This is a genomic window from Halogeometricum sp. S1BR25-6, from assembly GCF_031624495.1.
Classification (GTDB): Archaea; Halobacteriota; Halobacteria; order Halobacteriales; family Haloferacaceae; genus Halogeometricum; species Halogeometricum salsisoli.
In genome coordinates, this window is sequence record NZ_JAMQOP010000001.1 from 918539 (window position 1) to 935949 (window position 17411).

The 17411-nt window shown below is 68.8% G+C and carries 21 protein-coding genes; 14 read left to right on the forward strand and 7 right to left on the reverse strand.

The genetic code is table 11. From position 1 onward, the window contains the following. The first annotated feature begins 31 nt into the window (after positions 1-31). The 9 genes from NDI76_RS04825 to NDI76_RS04865 all read left to right on the forward strand — a co-directional run bounded on the left by NDI76_RS04825 (position 32) and on the right by NDI76_RS04865 (position 5790). The gene (locus tag NDI76_RS04825) at positions 32-1408 is read left to right on the forward strand and encodes a PAS domain-containing sensor histidine kinase (RefSeq protein WP_310922878.1); all 1377 of its coding nucleotides are present in this window, start codon (positions 32-34) and stop codon (positions 1406-1408) included. Between the two features lie 99 nt (positions 1409-1507). Beyond that, positions 1508-2887, forward strand: a complete 1380-nt coding sequence (gene truD / locus NDI76_RS04830) for a tRNA pseudouridine(13) synthase TruD (protein WP_310922879.1) — start codon at positions 1508-1510, stop codon at positions 2885-2887. Positions 2888-2940: 53 nt separating this feature from the next. After that, positions 2941-3663 (forward strand): DUF2103 domain-containing protein, encoded by a 723-nt coding sequence (locus NDI76_RS04835; protein ID WP_310922880.1) that lies wholly within the window; start codon positions 2941-2943, stop codon positions 3661-3663. 355 nt (positions 3664-4018) lie between these two features. Then, positions 4019-4219, forward strand: a complete 201-nt coding sequence (locus NDI76_RS04840; protein WP_310922881.1) for a hypothetical protein — start codon at positions 4019-4021, stop codon at positions 4217-4219. A 92-nt stretch (positions 4220-4311) separates the two neighbouring features. Continuing rightward, positions 4312-4596: an eL43 family ribosomal protein gene (locus NDI76_RS04845; RefSeq protein ID WP_310922882.1), complete on the forward strand. Its 285-nt coding sequence runs from the start codon at positions 4312-4314 to the stop codon at positions 4594-4596. 33 nt (positions 4597-4629) lie between these two features. Continuing rightward, positions 4630-4764 carry a DNA-directed RNA polymerase subunit P gene (locus NDI76_RS04850; RefSeq protein WP_008388991.1) on the forward strand — a complete coding sequence of 45 codons (135 nt, stop codon included), beginning with the start codon at positions 4630-4632 and terminating at the stop codon, positions 4762-4764. Positions 4765-4789: 25 nt separating this feature from the next. Next, positions 4790-5041, forward strand: coding sequence for a KEOPS complex subunit Pcc1 (locus NDI76_RS04855; RefSeq protein WP_008388988.1), 252 nt, complete (start codon positions 4790-4792; stop codon positions 5039-5041). 67 nt (positions 5042-5108) lie between these two features. Continuing rightward, positions 5109-5507 carry a prefoldin subunit beta gene (locus NDI76_RS04860; RefSeq protein ID WP_310922883.1) on the forward strand — a complete coding sequence of 133 codons (399 nt, stop codon included), beginning with the start codon at positions 5109-5111 and terminating at the stop codon, positions 5505-5507. 4 nt (positions 5508-5511) lie between these two features. Further along, positions 5512-5790, forward strand: coding sequence for a DUF3194 domain-containing protein (locus NDI76_RS04865; RefSeq protein WP_310922884.1), 279 nt, complete (start codon positions 5512-5514; stop codon positions 5788-5790). A 181-nt stretch (positions 5791-5971) separates the two neighbouring features. On the opposite strand, the gene NDI76_RS04870 is transcribed toward NDI76_RS04865, so the two are convergent. After that, positions 5972-6211: a hypothetical protein gene (locus NDI76_RS04870; RefSeq protein ID WP_310922885.1), complete on the reverse strand. Its 240-nt coding sequence runs from the start codon at positions 6209-6211 to the stop codon at positions 5972-5974. A 67-nt stretch (positions 6212-6278) separates the two neighbouring features. Next, positions 6279-7700 carry a hemolysin family protein gene (locus tag NDI76_RS04875; RefSeq protein WP_310922886.1) on the reverse strand — a complete coding sequence of 474 codons (1422 nt, stop codon included), beginning with the start codon at positions 7698-7700 and terminating at the stop codon, positions 6279-6281. Positions 7701-7815: 115 nt separating this feature from the next. Here NDI76_RS04875 and NDI76_RS04880 point away from each other — a divergent pair, with 115 nt between their 5' ends. Further along, positions 7816-8031: an HVO_0649 family zinc finger protein gene (locus NDI76_RS04880; protein WP_310922887.1), complete on the forward strand. Its 216-nt coding sequence runs from the start codon at positions 7816-7818 to the stop codon at positions 8029-8031. Positions 8032-8035: 4 nt separating this feature from the next. Here NDI76_RS04880 and NDI76_RS04885 read toward each other — a convergent pair whose 3' ends face one another. Together NDI76_RS04885 and NDI76_RS04890 are read right to left on the reverse strand one after the other, a co-directional pair. Further along, entirely contained in the window at positions 8036-9958 is a 1923-nt protein-coding gene (locus NDI76_RS04885; RefSeq protein WP_310922888.1) for a DUF2070 family protein, read from the reverse strand. A gap of 39 nt (positions 9959-9997) precedes the next feature. Beyond that, on the reverse strand, positions 9998-10549 hold the full coding sequence (locus tag NDI76_RS04890) for a GMP synthase subunit A (RefSeq protein WP_310922889.1): 552 nt from the start codon (positions 10547-10549) through the stop codon (positions 9998-10000). Positions 10550-10661: 112 nt separating this feature from the next. Here NDI76_RS04890 and NDI76_RS04895 point away from each other — a divergent pair, with 112 nt between their 5' ends. Further along, positions 10662-11702, forward strand: coding sequence for a lysylphosphatidylglycerol synthase transmembrane domain-containing protein (locus tag NDI76_RS04895; protein WP_310922890.1), 1041 nt, complete (start codon positions 10662-10664; stop codon positions 11700-11702). A gap of 11 nt (positions 11703-11713) precedes the next feature. On the opposite strand, the gene NDI76_RS04900 is transcribed toward NDI76_RS04895, so the two are convergent. Continuing rightward, the gene (locus tag NDI76_RS04900; protein WP_310922891.1) at positions 11714-12274 is read right to left on the reverse strand and encodes a DUF7097 family protein; all 561 of its coding nucleotides are present in this window, start codon (positions 12272-12274) and stop codon (positions 11714-11716) included. Positions 12275-12433: 159 nt separating this feature from the next. Here NDI76_RS04900 and NDI76_RS04905 point away from each other — a divergent pair, with 159 nt between their 5' ends. Beyond that, a complete protein-coding gene (locus tag NDI76_RS04905; protein WP_425498321.1) occupies positions 12434-12808 on the forward strand; it encodes a DUF192 domain-containing protein in 375 nt (124 codons plus the stop codon). A 99-nt stretch (positions 12809-12907) separates the two neighbouring features. Next, a complete protein-coding gene (locus tag NDI76_RS04910; protein ID WP_310922893.1) occupies positions 12908-14476 on the forward strand; it encodes a (R)-citramalate synthase in 1569 nt (522 codons plus the stop codon). Between the two features lie 17 nt (positions 14477-14493). Here the strand turns inward: NDI76_RS04910 and NDI76_RS04915 are convergent, their stop codons facing one another. Together NDI76_RS04915 and NDI76_RS04920 are read right to left on the reverse strand one after the other, a co-directional pair. Then, positions 14494-14676, reverse strand: a complete 183-nt coding sequence (locus NDI76_RS04915; protein ID WP_310922894.1) for a hypothetical protein — start codon at positions 14674-14676, stop codon at positions 14494-14496. Between the two features lie 119 nt (positions 14677-14795). Further along, entirely contained in the window at positions 14796-16436 is a 1641-nt protein-coding gene (locus NDI76_RS04920; RefSeq protein ID WP_310922895.1) for a molybdopterin-dependent oxidoreductase, read from the reverse strand. A gap of 195 nt (positions 16437-16631) precedes the next feature. On the opposite strand from NDI76_RS04920, the gene NDI76_RS04925 reads away from it, so the two are divergent. After that, positions 16632-17402: a hypothetical protein gene (locus tag NDI76_RS04925; protein ID WP_310922896.1), complete on the forward strand. Its 771-nt coding sequence runs from the start codon at positions 16632-16634 to the stop codon at positions 17400-17402. Positions 17403-17411 lie beyond the last annotated feature (9 nt).

The window sequence follows — 17411 nt, forward strand, 5'->3', positions numbered from 1 at the left end:
CTTACAACGCACCACCGCCGATACCTCGGCGATGAGGGACTTCGCGGCGTCCGACTCGCAGTCGCTTCTCCAGATACTGGAGAACGTCAACGACGTCATCACGGTCCGGGACGCCGAGACCGGCGAGACGCTGGCGGTCAGCGGCGCCGTTGAGGAGGTGTACGGCTACACCCCCGAGGAGTTCCGCGACCTACCCATCGAAGCCTACAGCGCCGGCCCGCCGGAGTACTCCGAGGACCGCGCCCACGAACTAATCGAGGAGGCGAAGCGGACGGGGGAGAGCACGTTCGAGTGGAAGGCCAAACGCGCCGACGGCACCGAGTTCTGGGTCGACATCGACATCTCGAAGACCGACATCGACGGTCGGGCGGTGCTCGTGAGCGTCATCCGCGACGTGACCGACCGCAAGGAGCACGAACTCGAACTCGAACGGTACAAACGACTCGTCTCGCTCATCTCCGACCCGGTGTTCACGTTCGACGGAGAGGACCGCATCGACTACGTGAACGAGGCGACGCTGGATCTGACCGGCTACTCGCGCGAGGAACTGATCGGCGCGCACCCGACGAAACTGGCGCTCAGTTCCACGACGTCGCGCGAACACCTCGAGGCCATCCACGGCCTCCAGGGGTCCGAACAGGACTCGGTCCGTCTGGAGGGGACTATCACCCGCGCGGACGGGAGCGAGCGCACCGTCGAATCGCACATGGCGCTGTTGCCCCCGCGGGGCGACGCGTCGTTCGGCGGCGCGGTCGGCGTCGCCCGCGACATCACCCGCCGGAAACACCGAGAGGAGAAACTCGAACGGTTCGCCAGCGTGCTCAGCCACGACCTGCGAAACCCGCTGAACGCCGCGATGGCGCAGTTGACGCTCCTTCGGGAGGTCGAGGGCTGCGACAACGAGTACGTCGACACGCTGGAGGACCTGACCGACCGGATGGCCGAGATAATCGACGACGTGCTGACGCTAGCCCGCGAGGGCCGGTACGTCACCGACCCCGAGACGTTCCCGCTCTCGGCGGCCGTCGAGGAGGCGTGGAACACCGTCGATTCCCCCGCGGCCACCCTCGTCGTCGCCGACGACCTCGGGGTCGTCGAGGGCGACAGGCGGCGCGTCCGCCGCCTCTTAGAGAACCTCTTCGACAACGCGACCCGCCACGGCGGGGAGACGGTCACCGTCACGGTCGACCGCCTCGACGACGGGTTCGCCGTCACCGACGACGGACCGGGCATCCCCGCCGAGGAGCGCGAGGACGTGTTCGAGTACGGCTACTCGACGGCGGACGACGGAACGGGCTTCGGACTCAACATCGTCGCCGAGATAGTCGACGCCCACGACTGGGACGTCGCCGTCTCCGAGGGCGACGACGGCGGCGCCCGCTTCGAGGTCACCGGCGTGTCCGACTGACGGACCGAATTGAACTCAGGGACCGCGAACCGAGAACCGAGACCGAGACCGGAGGGACCTTACCCGCCCGAGCGAAACGCCGAGCAACCGGAGACACAGATGCGCGAGGCTCACTCACTCGAACGGCGCGTCGGCATCGACTACTACGCGAGCGACGCCGAGGGCACGGGCGGCCGCCTCCGCGTCGACCCCGAGGACTTCCGCGTCCGCGAGGTGGAGGCGATGGACCCCGTCGACGTCGACGCCGACCCCGGCGACTACCCGCACCTCCTCCTGCGCGCGACGCTCCGCGAGTGGGATACGAACGACTTCGCGCGCCGCCTCTCGGACGCGATGGGCATCAGCCGCGAACGCGTCGCGTGGGCGGGCACGAAGGACAAGTACGCCGTCACGACACAGTTGTTCTCGGTTCGGGACGCCGACCCCGAGGCGATTCCCGACGTGCGCGACGCGGAGATAGACGTACTCGGACGAGTCGGGCGCGACCTCGGATTCGGTGACCTGGCGGGCAACGACTTCGAGGTGCGCGTCCGCGACGCCGACGACCCGGAGAACGCCGCCGCGGTGACGGCCGACCTGACCGAGTTCCTGACCGGCGAGCGCAGCGACGACCCCGCGGGCGAGACGGCCGCCGTCGCCGTCCCCAACTACTTCGGCCACCAGCGCTTCGGCAGTCGTCGACCAGTCACGCACGTCGTCGGCCTGCACGTCGCCCGCGGCGAGTGGCGCGAGGCCGTCCTCGCCTACGTCGGCAACCCCGCCGAGGCCGAACCCGAGGGAACCCGCGAGGCCCGACGGTTCGTCGACGAACAGGCCGACTCCGAGAGCCCCGACTGGCGGGCCTGCTTGGAGGAGATGCCGCACCGCCTGCGCTACGAGCGGTCGATGCTGCACCGCCTCGCCGAGGACGGCGCCGAGACGGAGGAGGAGTGGCGGCACGCCCTCGAAGCGGTGCCCAGAAACCTCCAGCGCCTGTTCGTCAACGCCGCGCAGTCGTACGCGTTCAACCGCATCATTTCGGAGCGTCTGGAACGGGGACTCCCGCTGACCGAACCCGTCGAGGGCGACGTGGTCTGCTTCGCCGACCGCGACGTGCCGGACCGCCTCTACCGCGCGGACCCCGACCGGACCCAAGTCGCGACGGGGCGCCGCGTCGACGTGATGGCCCGCCACTGCGAACGCGGCCGGGCGTTCGTCACCGCGCCCCTCGTCGGCACCGACACCGAGTTGGCCGACGGCGAACCCGGCGAGGTGGAACGCGCGGTGCTCGACGAACTCGACCTTGACCCCTCGGACTTCGAGTTGCCCGGCGAGTTCGACTCCTCGGGGACGCGGCGGGCCGTCCTCCTGCGGACCGACGTCGAGACGACCGTCGACGCCGACGCGGACGCCTACGAACTCGACTTCTCGCTGCCCTCGGGGTCGTACGCGACCGTGCTTCTCAGGGAGTTCCTGAAAGCGACGCCGACCGACCTCTGATTCGGGCCAAGCGGAACAATCGCGCTTTTATGCAACCGCCCGCTCTTGTTCGTATGGACTGCGGGCGGTGCGGCACGCCGTTGGAGAAGCCGGGAGACTACTGTCTGACGTGCAACACCGCCAACTGCGACACCGTCGTCGCCGTCCTCGACCGGGACCGCGCGACGCTGACGATGCTGGACGACGAAGAGGTGGTGGCGACGACGACGGTGACGACTATCCCCGAGGACGGCGAGGAGGCGAAGGTGGTCGAACTGCGGAACTTCGCGGGCCTCGTCGCCGACGAGATACGGCGCAAGCGCCCCGAGGAGGTGTACGCCGCGGGCGACCGGGACGTACTCCGCGAGACCCGCGCGCAGGTGCACCACGAGTTCTACCGCGTCGCCGGCGAGGACCCCGTCGAACGCGTACTCGAACGCCGCGGAGAGCGTTCGCTGGAAGTCGTCGAGACGCCGCCGCGCGAGAAACTGGGCGGGTCGCACTCGACGCTCATCGGCGACCGGAAGGGCAGACGCGCCATCGGCGTCGTCGCCGACCACCCGCACGTGAAGAAGGTCATCCCCGGCCCCATCGACGCCGGGGGGATGGGGTCCCAGAAGGGCCTCCGCGCGAAGGTGACGCGCGCAGACGCCAACGGCAACGTCCGTCTTCTTCTTCGAGACGGGTCGAGCGTGCAGGAGAACCGCATCGTCACCACCGCCATGGACAAAGAGACGGGCGAGTTCGTCCGCGAGGACCTGAACGAAGCGTTGCGCGAGGCGGAGTTACAGGACTAACGAAAAGCGCCGACGAATCGGTCTGCGAGTTCGGTACTCGCTGCGTCCGACCACTCGATGACATCGCTTCAGCGGCGATAGCTATCAATAAGCCATCTATATTGCGACCACAGCCATATTTCGGGGTGTGAACCGAGAATTGGCCGTACTACTGACTGCGTTGCTGGTCACGGCCGGTTGCATCTCCAGCCCCGCGTCACCGGACGCCGGAACAGCTGAGAGCAACGAGTCAACCGCCCGGTCGGGGGTAGAAACGACGAGCCGGATACCGTCCGGATACGTCGACGTGTCCATCGTAGGGACGGTCCCCGAGAACGCGACGACGGTGAACTCTACCGATAGCCGGATACGTAACGTGTCACAGATACAGGAAGCGTTGGACCGGGCGGAGGCGTCGCAGGGTAACGCCACGGTGTACGTTTCGGGGAGCGACGTGGGAGAGATTCAGGAGGCGCTGAACAGACTGCCCGGATACACCGGTCGCGAGGGCCCGTCCGGATACTACATCGAACACCGCGATGATACGTTCGTCGTCTATCTGGCGGTGGAACAGTAGGGCGACGGGATGGTCGCTCGCCGAATCGCCGCGACGTGTGACGAGTCGGACTCGCAGGGTTTATCCCGGTACCGCGGGTAGGAGGCGATACTATGGCCGAAAACAAAGCGCGACAGACGGGGAGCGCCGGACGCTTCGGCGCGCGCTACGGACGCGTCGCCCGCCGCCGCGTGAAGGAGATCGAAGCCGAGATGCGCAGCGCGAAGGTCGACGGCGAGGACGTCACCCGCGTCGGCACCGGCATCTGGAAGAACGAGAAGACGGGCGAGAAGTTCACCGGCGGCACGTACCGCCCCGAGACGCCCGGCGGCAAGCAGGTCCGCCGCTCCATCCGCGCCGCCCTCTCCAGCGACGGCGAGGAAGAGGACGACGAGTAATATATCACGCCCGACCACTACCTCTAACACACGATGAGCTACAAGTGTTCTCGGTGCAAGCGCGACGTCGAACTCGACGAGTACGGCGGCGTGCGGTGTCCGTACTGCGGCCACCGCGTGCTCCTGAAAGAGCGCGCACCGACCGTCAAGGAAGTCCCGGTCCGGTAACGACTCCGATTTTCGCTTCTCGCAGATGTCCCGCCGCCACGACGTGACGCTCTCGTTTCGCTACCCCGAGGAGCGGCGCGCGCGGGTCGTCGCCGAGAGCGTCCGCGTCGAAGAAGGGGAGATAGCCGACGCCCGTTCGTCCGCGTCGGTCGAACGCGACGGCCGGGTCGTTCGGGTCCGCGTGGAGGCGTCCGACCTCGTCGCCCTCCGGGCGGGCGTGAACACGTGGACCCGCCTCGTCGGAACGGCCGAAACGGTCTCCGAGCGGGCGGCGTAGGCTCGCGCGAGGGGGCCGCGAGCGGAGAATACTGGTCTTTTTCAGTCCGGGTCTCCTGGGACCCAGTATGCAGGGTAATCTACCGCCTGAAGCACAGGAGAAGCTCGAAGAACTGCAGGACCTTCAAGAGACCGCACAGAAGGTTTCCGCGCAGAAACAGCAGGCCGAGTCCACGCTCAACGAGTCGCAGACGGCCCTGGAAGCCCTCGACGACATCGACGAGGACACGCTCATGTACCGCGAAGTCGGCGAACTCCTCGTCGAGACGGAGTACGAGGCGGCCCACGACGACCTGAGCGAGAAGGTCGAGAGCCTCGAAGTCCGCGTCGAGCAGCTCCAGAAGCAAGAAGAGCGCGTCCAAGAGCAGTTCGAGGACCTCCAGAGCGAACTTCAGCAGATGCTGCAGGGCGGTGCCGGCGGCGCGGGCGGCGGCCCGATGGGCCCCGGCGGCGCGGGTGGCGCGTAAACGTATGCCCACGGACGCAGAAGTCGTCGAGACGGCCGCCGAGGCGGCCGAGGGCGTCATCTTCGCGCGGTACAAACAGTCCGAGGTCAAAGACTTCGACGTGACGGTGACGTTCGAGGACGGCGTCCTCGACGTCGACGTCTACGTCAACGCTCCCGCCGACGGGGAGTCCGACCCGGACGCCGTCGCCGACGAGGCGGCGCGGACCGCGCAGGACGCCGTCGACGAACTGTTCGCGGACGATGCGGATGCGGACGCAGACCCGGACGCGAACGCGGCGTAACTCGCGTTCGGACCTTTCTCACGTGCCGTTCTGTGACGAGTTCGCCCCCGAGCGACGCGTCCGGCCTCCCGAGGGTCGAAGGCGGTGCCAGCCTCGAACCCACGAGCGGGGCGGCGGAAGAAGACATACGTGACTGACCGTCGGCGAGCGAAAAGGACTGGTATACGCCGGCGCGGTCCGCTCAGTTGTCGAGCGTTCCGTCGTCGCGTTCGTAGGTGACGGTCAGCGTTCCCGCCGCCGGGTCTCTCGCGGCGTCCCGGAGCGTCTCGAACTCCCGCAGGAGCGCCGCCGCGTCGTCCGTCCCCTCCCGGACGCTTCGCGACTCCTCTCGAATCGTGTCGTAGACCTGCTCTAAGATGCGTCGGGCGGCGTAGGCGTCTGTTTTGGAGTCTATCTCGAAAACGGCCTCGTATCGTGACATTCGAATCGATTGGCGCGCCGAGGGCATAAGCGTCGCCGCGGCTTCCGGCGTCGACGGCTATCCGTCGTCACGTCCCCGCCCCGTCCGCACCGCTTCCGTCGTCGTCGGCGCGGCCGTCGTCGCTGTCGTCGTCGTCGGTTCCGTCCGGGTCGTCGCCGTCCGTCTCCCGGTTCGCGTCGCTCTCGCCGCGTCGTATCGAGAGCTGTTCGATTCGGGCGTCTTCGGTCGCCTCGACGCGGAGGAGACAGCCGTCCTGTTCGACTTCGTCGCCGACCTCGGGTACGTGCCCGAGGTGACTGAAGACGAACCCGCCGATGGTCTCGACGTCGTCGCTCTCGAAGGCGGTGTTCAGCCGGTCGTTCACGTGCTGGACCGGAACGCCGCCGTCGACGACGTACACCCCCTCCGAGCGCTGCTCGATGGACGGTTCGTCGGTCGGCGCGTCGAACTCGTCTCGGATGTCGCCGACGATCTCCTCGAGGACGTCCTCGATGGTGACGATGCCCTCGAAGACCCCCCACTCGTCGATGACGACCGCCATCTGACCCTCCCCGCGCGCCTGGAAGTCGGTGAGAATCTCGTCGATGCGGCGCGTCTCCGGCACCGCGAGCACCTCCCGGGCGAGGTCGCCGGCGGTCAGCGACTCGTCGGCCTCCTGTTCGTCCGCCCTGAGGAGGTCTTTCACGTGGACGAAGCCGACGACCTGGTCGCCGTCGTCCTCCAAGACGAGATAGCGGGTGAAGCGTCCGCGGGCGGCCACGGTTCGGAGTTCCGCCAGCGGCATGGACGCCCGAATCGTCTCCACGTCGGGTCGCGGCACCATGATTTCGCGGGCGACGGTGTCGCCGAGTTCGAAGACGCTCTCTATCATCTCGACCTCTTCGAGGTCGATGCGGCCCGTCTCCTCCGAGCGGGCGAGGATCATCCGAATCTCCTCTTCGGAGTGCGTCTCCTCGCCCTCCGAGGCGGGGGAGACGCCGAACAACCGGGTGAACTGGTTGGCCGTGCCGTTGAACACGATGATACCCGGCATGAAGACGTAGTAGAAGAACTTCATCAGCGGCGCGACGAGCAGCGAGATGCGCGTCGCCTCCTGGATGGCGAACGTCTTCGGGGCGAGTTCGCCGAAGACGACGTGCAGGAAGGTGATGAATCCGAACCCGAGGGCGAACGCGACGAGATGGACCGACCCCTCGGGGAGGTAGCTCCCAAGGATGGGTTCGATGAGCGCCGCCACGGCCGGTTCGCCGACCCAGCCGAGACCGAGCGAGGAGAGCGTGATACCCAGTTGGCTCACCGCGAGGTAGCCGTCGAGGTTGTCGAGGGCGTCTCGGACGAGGGACGCACCCGCTTTCCCCTGGTCGGCCAGCGCGTCGATCTGCGTCGGGCGGACTTTGACGAGTGCGAACTCCGCCGCGACGAACACGCCGTTCATGACCACGAGAAACAGCGCGAGAACGACGCCGCCGACGGACAGGAGGTCTACCATGTGCTCGTCGGTACGGTTGGGCCACTTATGCCTCTTCTCAACGAGGCGTCCCGCGGTTCGCCGGACGACCCCGACATGGATAATAGTTAACACACTGGTTGACGTATGGTATCATATGTCGTATCAGAGCGGGATCGGTACCACGACGCTGGACAGCCTTCGCGAGCGTTACAACGAGACCCGCATGCGCTGTACGGCGTGCGGATATCACGACGCCGACGGGAAATGGACGGCGGCGACGACGGGCGGCGAGATATCGTACGAGCACGTCTGTCCGAGTTGCGGCCACGTCGACGAGGTAGTCATCAAGCGGAAGGGGGCCGACGAGTAGGGTATCAAGCGAACAGGAAGATGAGGACGCTCACGGCCATCGCCGCGAGAATTATCGAGGCGGCGAACGCGCCGCCCATGGCGACGACGGCGTTGGCGTGACTGGCGAGCGTCTCCGTCCGGTCGTTACCGAAGACGGTCACCTCGGCGCGTTCGACGGCCATCCCCGCCTCGACGGGTTCGACGTCCGCGAGGGCCTCTCGGGTGAGCGCGACGATTCGTTCCCGGAGTTCCGTCGTATCGAGCGCCGCGCCGACCTGGTTGTCGGCCTTTACCGTGTTGACGATGTGAGTGTCCGTCGTCATCGCCTCGGCGACGTCGACGAGGGCGTCGCTTCCGTTCCCGTCCGCCTCGGTGAGATCCGAGACGATGGCGTCGCGGAGACCCGGTTCCATGTTGTTACCGTCGACGAGGACGTACGCCGTCGCCTGCCCGTCCACCGCGGTGACGGCGACGCGGATTCCGAGGGGTCCGATTCCCTCCGCCGGCGTCCACGGCGTCTCCTCCCAGGCGACGCCCATCGAGAGGTCGCCGCGCGGTGCGCCCGCCAGCGCCTCGCCCGCGCGGCCGGCGGCGGTTATCATGTCGAACGAGCGCTTCGACCCCGGCGTGACGTGCCCTAAATCGGGACCGCTGAGACCGTCGTTGCTGTTGTGGGCGTCCACGAGGAGCACGTCGTCCAGTCCGGTCGTGCGCGCCTCCGCCGCCGCCGAGAGGCCGACGGCGTACTCCACGTCGTCGGCGAACGCGGGCGCGTACGTGGAGACGAGGACGGCGTCGTCGCCGAACGCCTGCCCGAGCATCTTCGCCTCGCCGGAATCGGTGTTGACGCTCCGCGTCGCCTCGGTTCCGTACTCGATTCGGTCGTGGGCGGCGTCGGCCGCTTCGAGGATGGTGTCCACCTCGCGTTCGGTGACGAGGTTGAAGTCGTGCCCGGCGGTGGCGTGCGGGGGGAACGCCAGCCCCTCAGAGCGGGTGGCGACGCGTTCGGGAAAGTTACCGCCGCCGATTTCCCCCATCGGTCCGGGGTGGATCATCGGCAGGATGAACCGCGCTTTCTCCTCGGCGGCCGTTCGGAACGAGAGCACGGTGACGGGGACGATGGCCTCCTCGCCGAGTTGCTCGAAGAACTCCTCCAGTTCGCGGGAACCCTCGGCGATGTGGCCGATGAACCCGCGGAGGAAATCCAGCATCGAGACGCCGAGGCTCCGGCGCCACGGCCGGTCGACGACGGCGACGAAGACGTAGACGCCGAAGGCGTAGACGGCGCAGGTGAGGCCGAGTAGGAGGAAGTGGTTCGGCCCGATGTACGACAGCGCCGCCGGCGCGTGGTCGGCCCGCGAGAGGTACGGGAGCAGGTAGGCGTCGAGGATAGGCCCGCCCACCGAGAGGAAGGTGAGCGTGCCGCTGTAGATGAACAGGAGCACCGCCGCCGCCGCCGTCTGGAGACTCGCCGGCACCGCCGCGACGAGCAGCGACGACCGGGAGACGGCCATGACGACGAGGAGGCGGAAGGCGAACGTGGAGGCGAGGGCGACGACGAGGGCGTCGAAGACGAACCGCTGGCCGAGGCCCGTGAACACCGAGACGGTGGCCGCCGCCGTGACGATGGTGACGATGAGTATCTCACAGACCAACGCGAGCAGCGACGACCGGTTCGGGGTGAGCGTCCCGCCGACGAGTCTGTCGACGCCGGAGGTGCCGAACGCCGCGATGACGGTGGGGACGCCGATGAAGAAGATGCCCTGCCAGGCGTCCTTGCCGAGGAAGAACAGCCCGCGCCACGTCCGCATCGACTCGCCGGAGTCGAACGCGGCGACGCCGGCCATGGCGGCGATGAGGAGGGCGAACGCCAGGCTGGTGTACCAACTGGGGGCGCGGAAGATGTATCGCGACAATCCCGCCAGGTCGCTTTGAGTGGCAGTCATCGTGTAGAGAGAATCCGGAGGCGCTCGTGGGCGCCGGGGTCAGGACTCGCAGACGGCGCGGAAGTTCTCGAAGACGGCCTCGCCCTCCTCGGTGTGTGCGACCTCCGGGTGCCACTGGACGCCGTACAGGTCGCGGTCGGCGTCGCTCATCGCCTCGATGTCGCAGACGTCGGAGGTGGCCGTGTGGGTGAACCCCGTCGGCACCTCTTTCACCTCGTCGGCGTGACTCGCCCAGACGCGCGTCTCGGGGGCGAGCGACCCGACGAGCGGGTCGTCTTCGTCCAAGATGTCGACGGTCACGTCGGCGTAGCCGCCGTAGTCGCCGCCGCCGACGCGGCCGTCGAGTTCGGCGGCGATGATCTGCATCCCCAGACAGATGCCGAGCACCGGCACGTCGAGGTCGAGATAGTCGGGGCAGTTGCCGATGCGGTCCATGTCCGGGCCGCCCGAGAGCACGATGCCGTCGGCGTCTATCTCCTCGGCCGGGGTGTCGTTGTCGACGAGTTCGGTGTCGACTCCCAGGTCCCGGAGCGCCCGGTGTTCGAGGTGCGTGAACTGCCCGTGGTTGTCGATGACGACGATGCGGGTCATCAGTTGAAGGGAGGTATTCGGTTGGCGGGCAAAAAGCGTCCGGAACGCGGCGCGGACGCCGAACCCGCCGACGGCACGGGAACTCAAGTCGGTCGGTCCCCTTCGGGGAGACGTGGACTCTCCGCGCACGCGCCCCCGCGTCCGCCCGGCCGTCCGAGCGGTCGTCGGTCTCGCCCTCGCCCTTCTCGTTCTCGCCGTCTTCGTCTGGCTGACGGGCGGACGGACCGTCCTCCGCGCCCTCGCGCGGGCGGACCCCGGCGTGGCCGCCGTCGCCGCCCTCGGGGGCGTCCTCGCCATCTCGCTGTGGGGTGAGTCGCTCCGGCGGGCGTTCGGACGGACGCACCCCGTCGGCGGCCTCCGCTACCGGTTGGCGTATCTCTCCGGCGACTTCGCCCGGCAGGTGCTCCCGATGGGTCGGTTGAGCGGGTCGGCCATCATCGGCTACGCCGTCTCCAGACCGTTCGACATCCAGTACGAGGAGGCGTTGGCGGCGGTCACGGTCACCGACCTCCTGAACCTCCTGTCTGCGGTGACGGTGTCGGCGGTGGGGTTGTCGCTGCTCTTCGAGTCGGCGACGGGCGACGTGCGGTTGTTCCTGACGGGCCTCGCCGGCGCCCTCGCCGTCGTCGCCGCCGCCGTCTTCCTTGTCGCGCGCCGGCGCGACCTGCTCGAACGCGTCGTCGTCGCCGTCGCCGCCGCCGGTCACCGACTCGCCGTCCGATTCGGCGTCTCGACGCTCGAACGCCACCTCGACCCCGACTCGGTCGAACGGCGCGTCGAGAGCTACTTCCGAACGCTGGACGCGGTGGCGGACGACCGGCGGCGCGTCGCCCTCGTCGCCGCCTTCGCCGCGCTCGGGTGGGTGTCGTTCGCCGCCACCCTCGCCGGCGCCGGGGTCGCGCTCGGCGTCTCAGTTCCGTTCGCCGCCGCCCTGTTCGTCGCGCCCGCGTCGGGTCTCGTCGGGTGGTCGCCGCTGCCGGGCGGGTCCGGCGGCGTCGAAGTCGCCGTGACCACGGGTCTGGTCGCCGCGGCGGGCGTCCCCGTCAGCGCCGCCGCCGCAGTCGCCCTGCTCTACCGCGTGTGTAGCTACTGGTCGGTCGTCTGCGTCGACGCGGCCGCGACGGGGCTGCTCGCCGTGTTGTACGCGGAGTGAGCGCCGGACGGTCAGCCGTCCTCGGACGGGCCGTACCGCTCGGCCGCCGAACTGAACCCGTACTCGTCGACCTCGCGGGACCGGCGCTCCTCGCGCGCGGCGAACGCTTCGGGGTCCGGCGAGGCGTCGTCGTCGACGCGGGCGAACGATTTGTGCACCTTCGTGTGACACCATCGGCAGAGCGCGACCGTCACCTCGTGGGAGGGGTCGGCGCCGGCGCTCGCGCCTCCGTCGTCCCCGTCTCCGGACCCCCCGTACGAGAGGTGGTGCTCTTCGAGGAGGGGGCGCGCGCCCGTCTCGTGGGCCATGCGAACCTCTTCGAGGCCGCACCGGACGCACTCGCGGCCGTCGGTGGTCGAGCGGTAGTGCGGGCAGTCGCGGAACTCACATTCCTCGTCGGCGGCGACGCAGGCATAGTCGTCGGCGCGCCGGGCGGCCGCGAACGAGGGGTCGTCGCCGGCCCGGTCGAGGGCGAATCGACACCGGCCGTCGCCCGTGAGGTGGTCGCAGACGCCCGCGTGGTCGTACGGGTCGTCCACGCCGACGGGCGTCCCCGTGGGCGTCTTCTCCATAGCGGTCGGTGGGCGTCGACCGTCTTCAATGCGGGGTCCGGAACCGACCGCTCGTGGCGGAACCCCCGACGACCGAGCGTTCGAATCGCCGTTACGCCGTCACCGCCCGTCGGGAGGGGGCGGGCGGTTCTCGCCGGCGAGATTCGGCGCGAGAGATTTATGTATCCGCTGGATGACACCCCGGTCGTGCACGTCGAACACCGTCGGAACGGAACGCCCCGAACCCTCGCCAGCGACGTGGAAGTCGCGGACAGTTTCCTCTCGAAGTCGCGCGGGCTGATGTTCCGCCGGAGGGTTCCCGACGACTACGCCCTCGTCTTCGAGTTCGACAGTCCCGACAGGCGGAGCCTCCACATGGTGTTCGTTCCCTTCCCTATCGACGCCCTGTGGCTGGTCGGCGAGGAGGTGACGAAGAAGAAGCGCCTGCGCGGGTGGGTCGGTATCGGGTTCGGACTCGCCGACCGAATCGTCGAACTGCCGGCCGGGGCCGCCGAGGACGTCGAACGCGGCGACACCGTCCGCCTCGTCGAGTGACGGGAGCGCGTCGTTGGGGGCGGAACCGAACGGCGAAAACTGTCGGGAGGCGCTTGTTTAAGTACGTCGACGGTAACGAAGCGTGTGAGCACATGACTCGTGGTCGATTTATTCGGGGGTAACCCCACAACACCCCTCGCATCCGTTCTGGATTCTGACGACACGGTACAGCTCTTAGATACGACGCTGCGCGACGGCGAGCAGGCGCCGGGCATCTCGCTGTCCCCCGAGGAAAAGGCGGACATCGCCCGCGCGCTCGACCGGGCGAACGTCCCGTTCATCGAGGCGGGCAGCGCCTGCACCGGCGAAGGCGAGCGCGAGACCATCAGGCGGGTCACGGACCTCGGTCTCGACGCGACGATAACCAGTTTCGCCCGCGGCGTGCAGAAGGACGTCGACCTCGCCCTCGACTGCGACGTGGACGGCGTCACCATCGTCGTTCCCGCCAGCGACCGCCACGTCGAGGACAAGGTCGGTACGACCCGCGACGGCGTCGTCGAGACGACCGGCGACCTCGTCGCCTACGCGAAGGACCACGGCCTCTGGGTCGAGGTCATCGGCGAGGACGGCTCCCGCGCGGACCTCGATTTCCTCGTCGACATCGCGGAGTCGGCCTTGGACGCCGGCGCCGACCGGACGTGCTACGCCGACACCGTCGGGCACGCCAGCCCCGAGACGACGTACGAGTACGTCTCGGCGCTCGCGGAACTCGGCCCGGTGTCAACGCACACTCACGACGACCTCGGACTGGCGATGACGAACGTCTACGCCAGCCTCGCCGCCGGGGCCGACATGGTCCACGGCACGGTCAACGGCATCGGCGAACGCGCCGGCAACGTCGCTCTCGAAGAGGTGGCCATCGCGCTGTCGCACTGCTACGGCGTCGAGACGGCCAAACTCGACGAACTCTACCCGCTCGCGCAGAAGGTCGCCCGCTCGACGGGCGTTCCGCTGCCGCCGAACAAGGCGGTCGTCGGCGAGAACGCTTTCACGCACGAGAGCGGCATCCACACCGACGGGACGCTGAAGGACGACGCGATGTACGAGCCGTATCCGCCGGAGACGGTGGGTCGGGAGCGCCGCCTCGTCCTCGGCAAGCACGCCGGCCGCGCCGGTGTCGCCGCCGCCCTCGACGAACACGACGTGGACGTGAGCGACGAGGACCTCGCGGCCGTCGTTCAGCGCGTGAAGACGCTGGGCGACCGGGGCAAGCGCGTCACGGACGCCGACCTCCTCGCCATCGCGGAAGACGTGCAGGGCAGAGACCGGAACCGACGGGTCGAACTGCTCGACCTCACGGCCGCCTCCGGCGGCGGCACGCCGACGGCGTCGGTCCGCCTCCGCGTCGACGACGACGAACGCGTGGCGTCGGGTACCGGGAGCGGACCGGTCGACGCCGCGGTCAAAGCCGTCCGCTCGGCGCTCGGTCCGGACGCCGACGCGCAGTTGGACTCCTACCACGTCGACGCCATCACCGGCGGCACGGACGCCGTCGTCACCGTCGAGGTGGAGATGTCCTACGGCGACCGCTCTGTCACCGTGGCGACCAGCGACTCCGACATTACGCGGTGCAGCGTCGAGGCGATGGTCGAGGCGCTCGACCGACTGCTCGTCGCCGCCGACGACGCCGACGGAACCGCCGAGTCGCCGCCGCGCGCGGACGACTGAACCCGCACCCTTCGTTCTTACCGACGCTCGTCCGCGAGGAGATACGTCGCTCCCGGACGGCGCTGAAAGCGCACGTCTGCGTCGCCGTCGAAGCGCCTCGCGGCGTAATTGAGGACCTGCGTCGTCCGGTGGTCGGTGACCTCGATTCGGTGCGTTCGCTCCCTGCCGTCCGTCGGTCGCTCCGCGGCGAGCGCGTTCATGTCCTAACGTTCACGAGAACGGATAAGTAAGCGAGCCTAGCGGGGCGAAAGTGAAGTCGGGGGACCGCGTCCGGGTGGTGTCGAGGCGGCGTCGAACGACTGTCCGCGGAGGGGAATTCTCAGCCGGCGATAGTCTTCGATACCCACCCAGTCGCACCGCTCGGGTACGGTCCCTCCTCCTCGCGCGGTTGGAGCGCTCCGGTGCCGTCGGTGGCGCGGACGACGACGGTGTGTCGGACGCCGGGGTTCTCGTAGGTGTACTCCCACTGTCGCCAGGCGTCCTCGGCCGCGTCGCCCTCCTCGTCGGTGCCGGCGGGAAGCGGATCCGACAGCGTCGCGTCGCTCCACGTCTCGCCGCCGTCGGTGGAGACTTCCACGCGGTCGATGCCGCGCACGCCGGCGTAGGCGTGACCCGCGACCTGAATCTCGCCGTCGCGCCGGTTCGTGGCGTGGAGTTTGGCGACGGTGTTCACCGGGCCGGTGCCGTGCCAGCCGCGCTTCTCCCAGAAGCCCTTTTCGGCGTTTTCCAGCACTTCTATCTCGGTTATCCACTTGGTGTTGACCTCGCCCCAGTGGCCGGGAATGAGCGCCCGCACGGGGTGGCCGTGCGCCCGCGGGAGCGCCTCGCCGCCCTTCCCGTAGGCGAGAAAGCCTGTCTCCATGGCGTCGAGCGGAAAGCCCACGAAGTAGTCGTCCGCCGCGCGGAGCATCACGTAGTCGCCCTGCGGGTTCGCCCGCTCTAAGATTTGAGAGACGGGGACGCCCGTCCAGAGGTCGGTGTCCATCAGCTTCGCGTTTATCTTGTCGCTGACGCAGCGCAGCGTGACGAACCGCTGTTCGGCGCCCATCCCGCGCAGGTCCTCGTAGGCGAGCGTCAGTTCCTCTTCGACGGCGCCGGTGACCGATAGCGACCACTCGTCGGCGCTCACCTTCGGGTCGACGTTCCCGATGTCGACGGTGTAGAAGTCGTCGCCGCTGACGAGGCTCTCCAGTCCCTCGACGTCGAGCGCGCGGTTCTCGGCTGCTTCTAAGTAGCGCGCCGTGACCTCCGGGTCGCCGAAGCGCGCGTCCGCCTCGCCCTCGCTCGCGTCCGAATCCGCGTCCGCGGCGTCCGCTCCGCCGCTGCCGCCGTCGTTCGCGCCGCCCGCCTCGACGGCGGCGCTCGGACCGCTCGCTCCGTCGGCGTCCGCGGGCGCGGGCGACCGACCGAGGAGGAATCCGACGGCGCCGACGCCGACGGCGGTACCGACGCCGCCGAGCAGTTGTCTCCGCCGCACCGCGTCGGCGCCGCCGGACGGGGCACCGGTCGACGCGGCGGCGAGTCCGGCGCCGGCGACGACGAGTGCGCCGCCGACGCCCGCGCCGAGTGAGAGCACCGGCGCGCCCGTGAGCAGCGCGGTGACCCCCCACGCGAACAGGCCCGTCAGACCGACCGACGCGAGCGCGGAGTCGAGGCGCCGTCCGACGGCGAGACCCGCCAGCGCCGCGCCGGACAGGAGCGCCGCGGCGAGGCCGAACGCCATCGTCAAGTTGAGCAACTGTCCGAAGTGGTCGATGCCGGCGAACGTCCCGAGGGTGGTTATCGCGAACCGGAGCACCGCGTCGGGCACCGTCCGCGTGAGGAACGCCTCAACCGGCGCGACGACGAACGACGGGGTGAACCCGGCGGCGGCGTACGACCCGGCGACGGCGGCGATTCCCGCGAACAGAGCGACGAGGAGCGTCGGTCCGCGACGCCACTCGAAACGGTTCCGTGCCATATCGGAAGGAGGGACGCGAGCGGGATGTACCTTCTTCAGATTCTCTCCCAAATTCTGGTCGGGTTCGTGATATTTCGGCGCGCAACGGGTCGCGACGGCGTGAGACGTTCGCCGAGTTCGAACGAGAGGGACGAATCACCGGACTGTTCCTGATTTCTGAACAACACTTACGCTCCGGAACCCCGATGCGAACCTATGACACTCGCGGATTCGATACCGGGCATGCGCGCGGGTTCGACGGCCAGAAACGCCGTCGTGGGGGTCGTCTATCTGGTCCTATCGCCGCTGCTGGTCGGGTTTTTCCCGGTGACGGTCGGAGTCGCCGTCGGCGCGAACGTCGGCGGGACCGCGGACAAACTCTCGGCGCTTCCGGGTATCGGCGGTCGGGGGGCCGTCACGGGTATCGCCGCGACCGCGTACTCGTTCGCGCTGTTCGGCGTACTCGGAGGCGTTCTCCCGAGCGGTGACTCTCCGGACCGGGGCCAGCGGAACATCGAAGGCGCGGCGGCGACCGCCGCGGACGGCGAGCCCCGAGCCACGATTTCCGCGCCGGCGCCGACGTCGAGACCTGCAACCGCCACGGCAGCGACGACGGCACCCACGCCCGAACCGACGGCGGCGGATACAGCGACCGCAACCTCCGCGCCGACGCCGACTGCAACGCCGACCGGGGTACCGATGTCCACCGAGACACCGACCCCTACGGCGACGCCGACAGCCACCCCAATGCCGACACAGACTCCGACGCCCACGCCGACCCCGACTCCGACGGCCACCCCTACACCGTCACAGACGCCCGTTCCGCTGGACGAGGGGGTGTCGGTCCCGCCGCTCCCGTCGGACGGCGACTACGACTGCGGCCACTTCGACACGGGGCGGCAGGCGCAGGAGGTCTACGAACGGGACACGAGCGACCCGCATGGACTCGACGGTGACGACGACGGTGAAGCCTGCGAGTCGTTGTGACGGAACGGT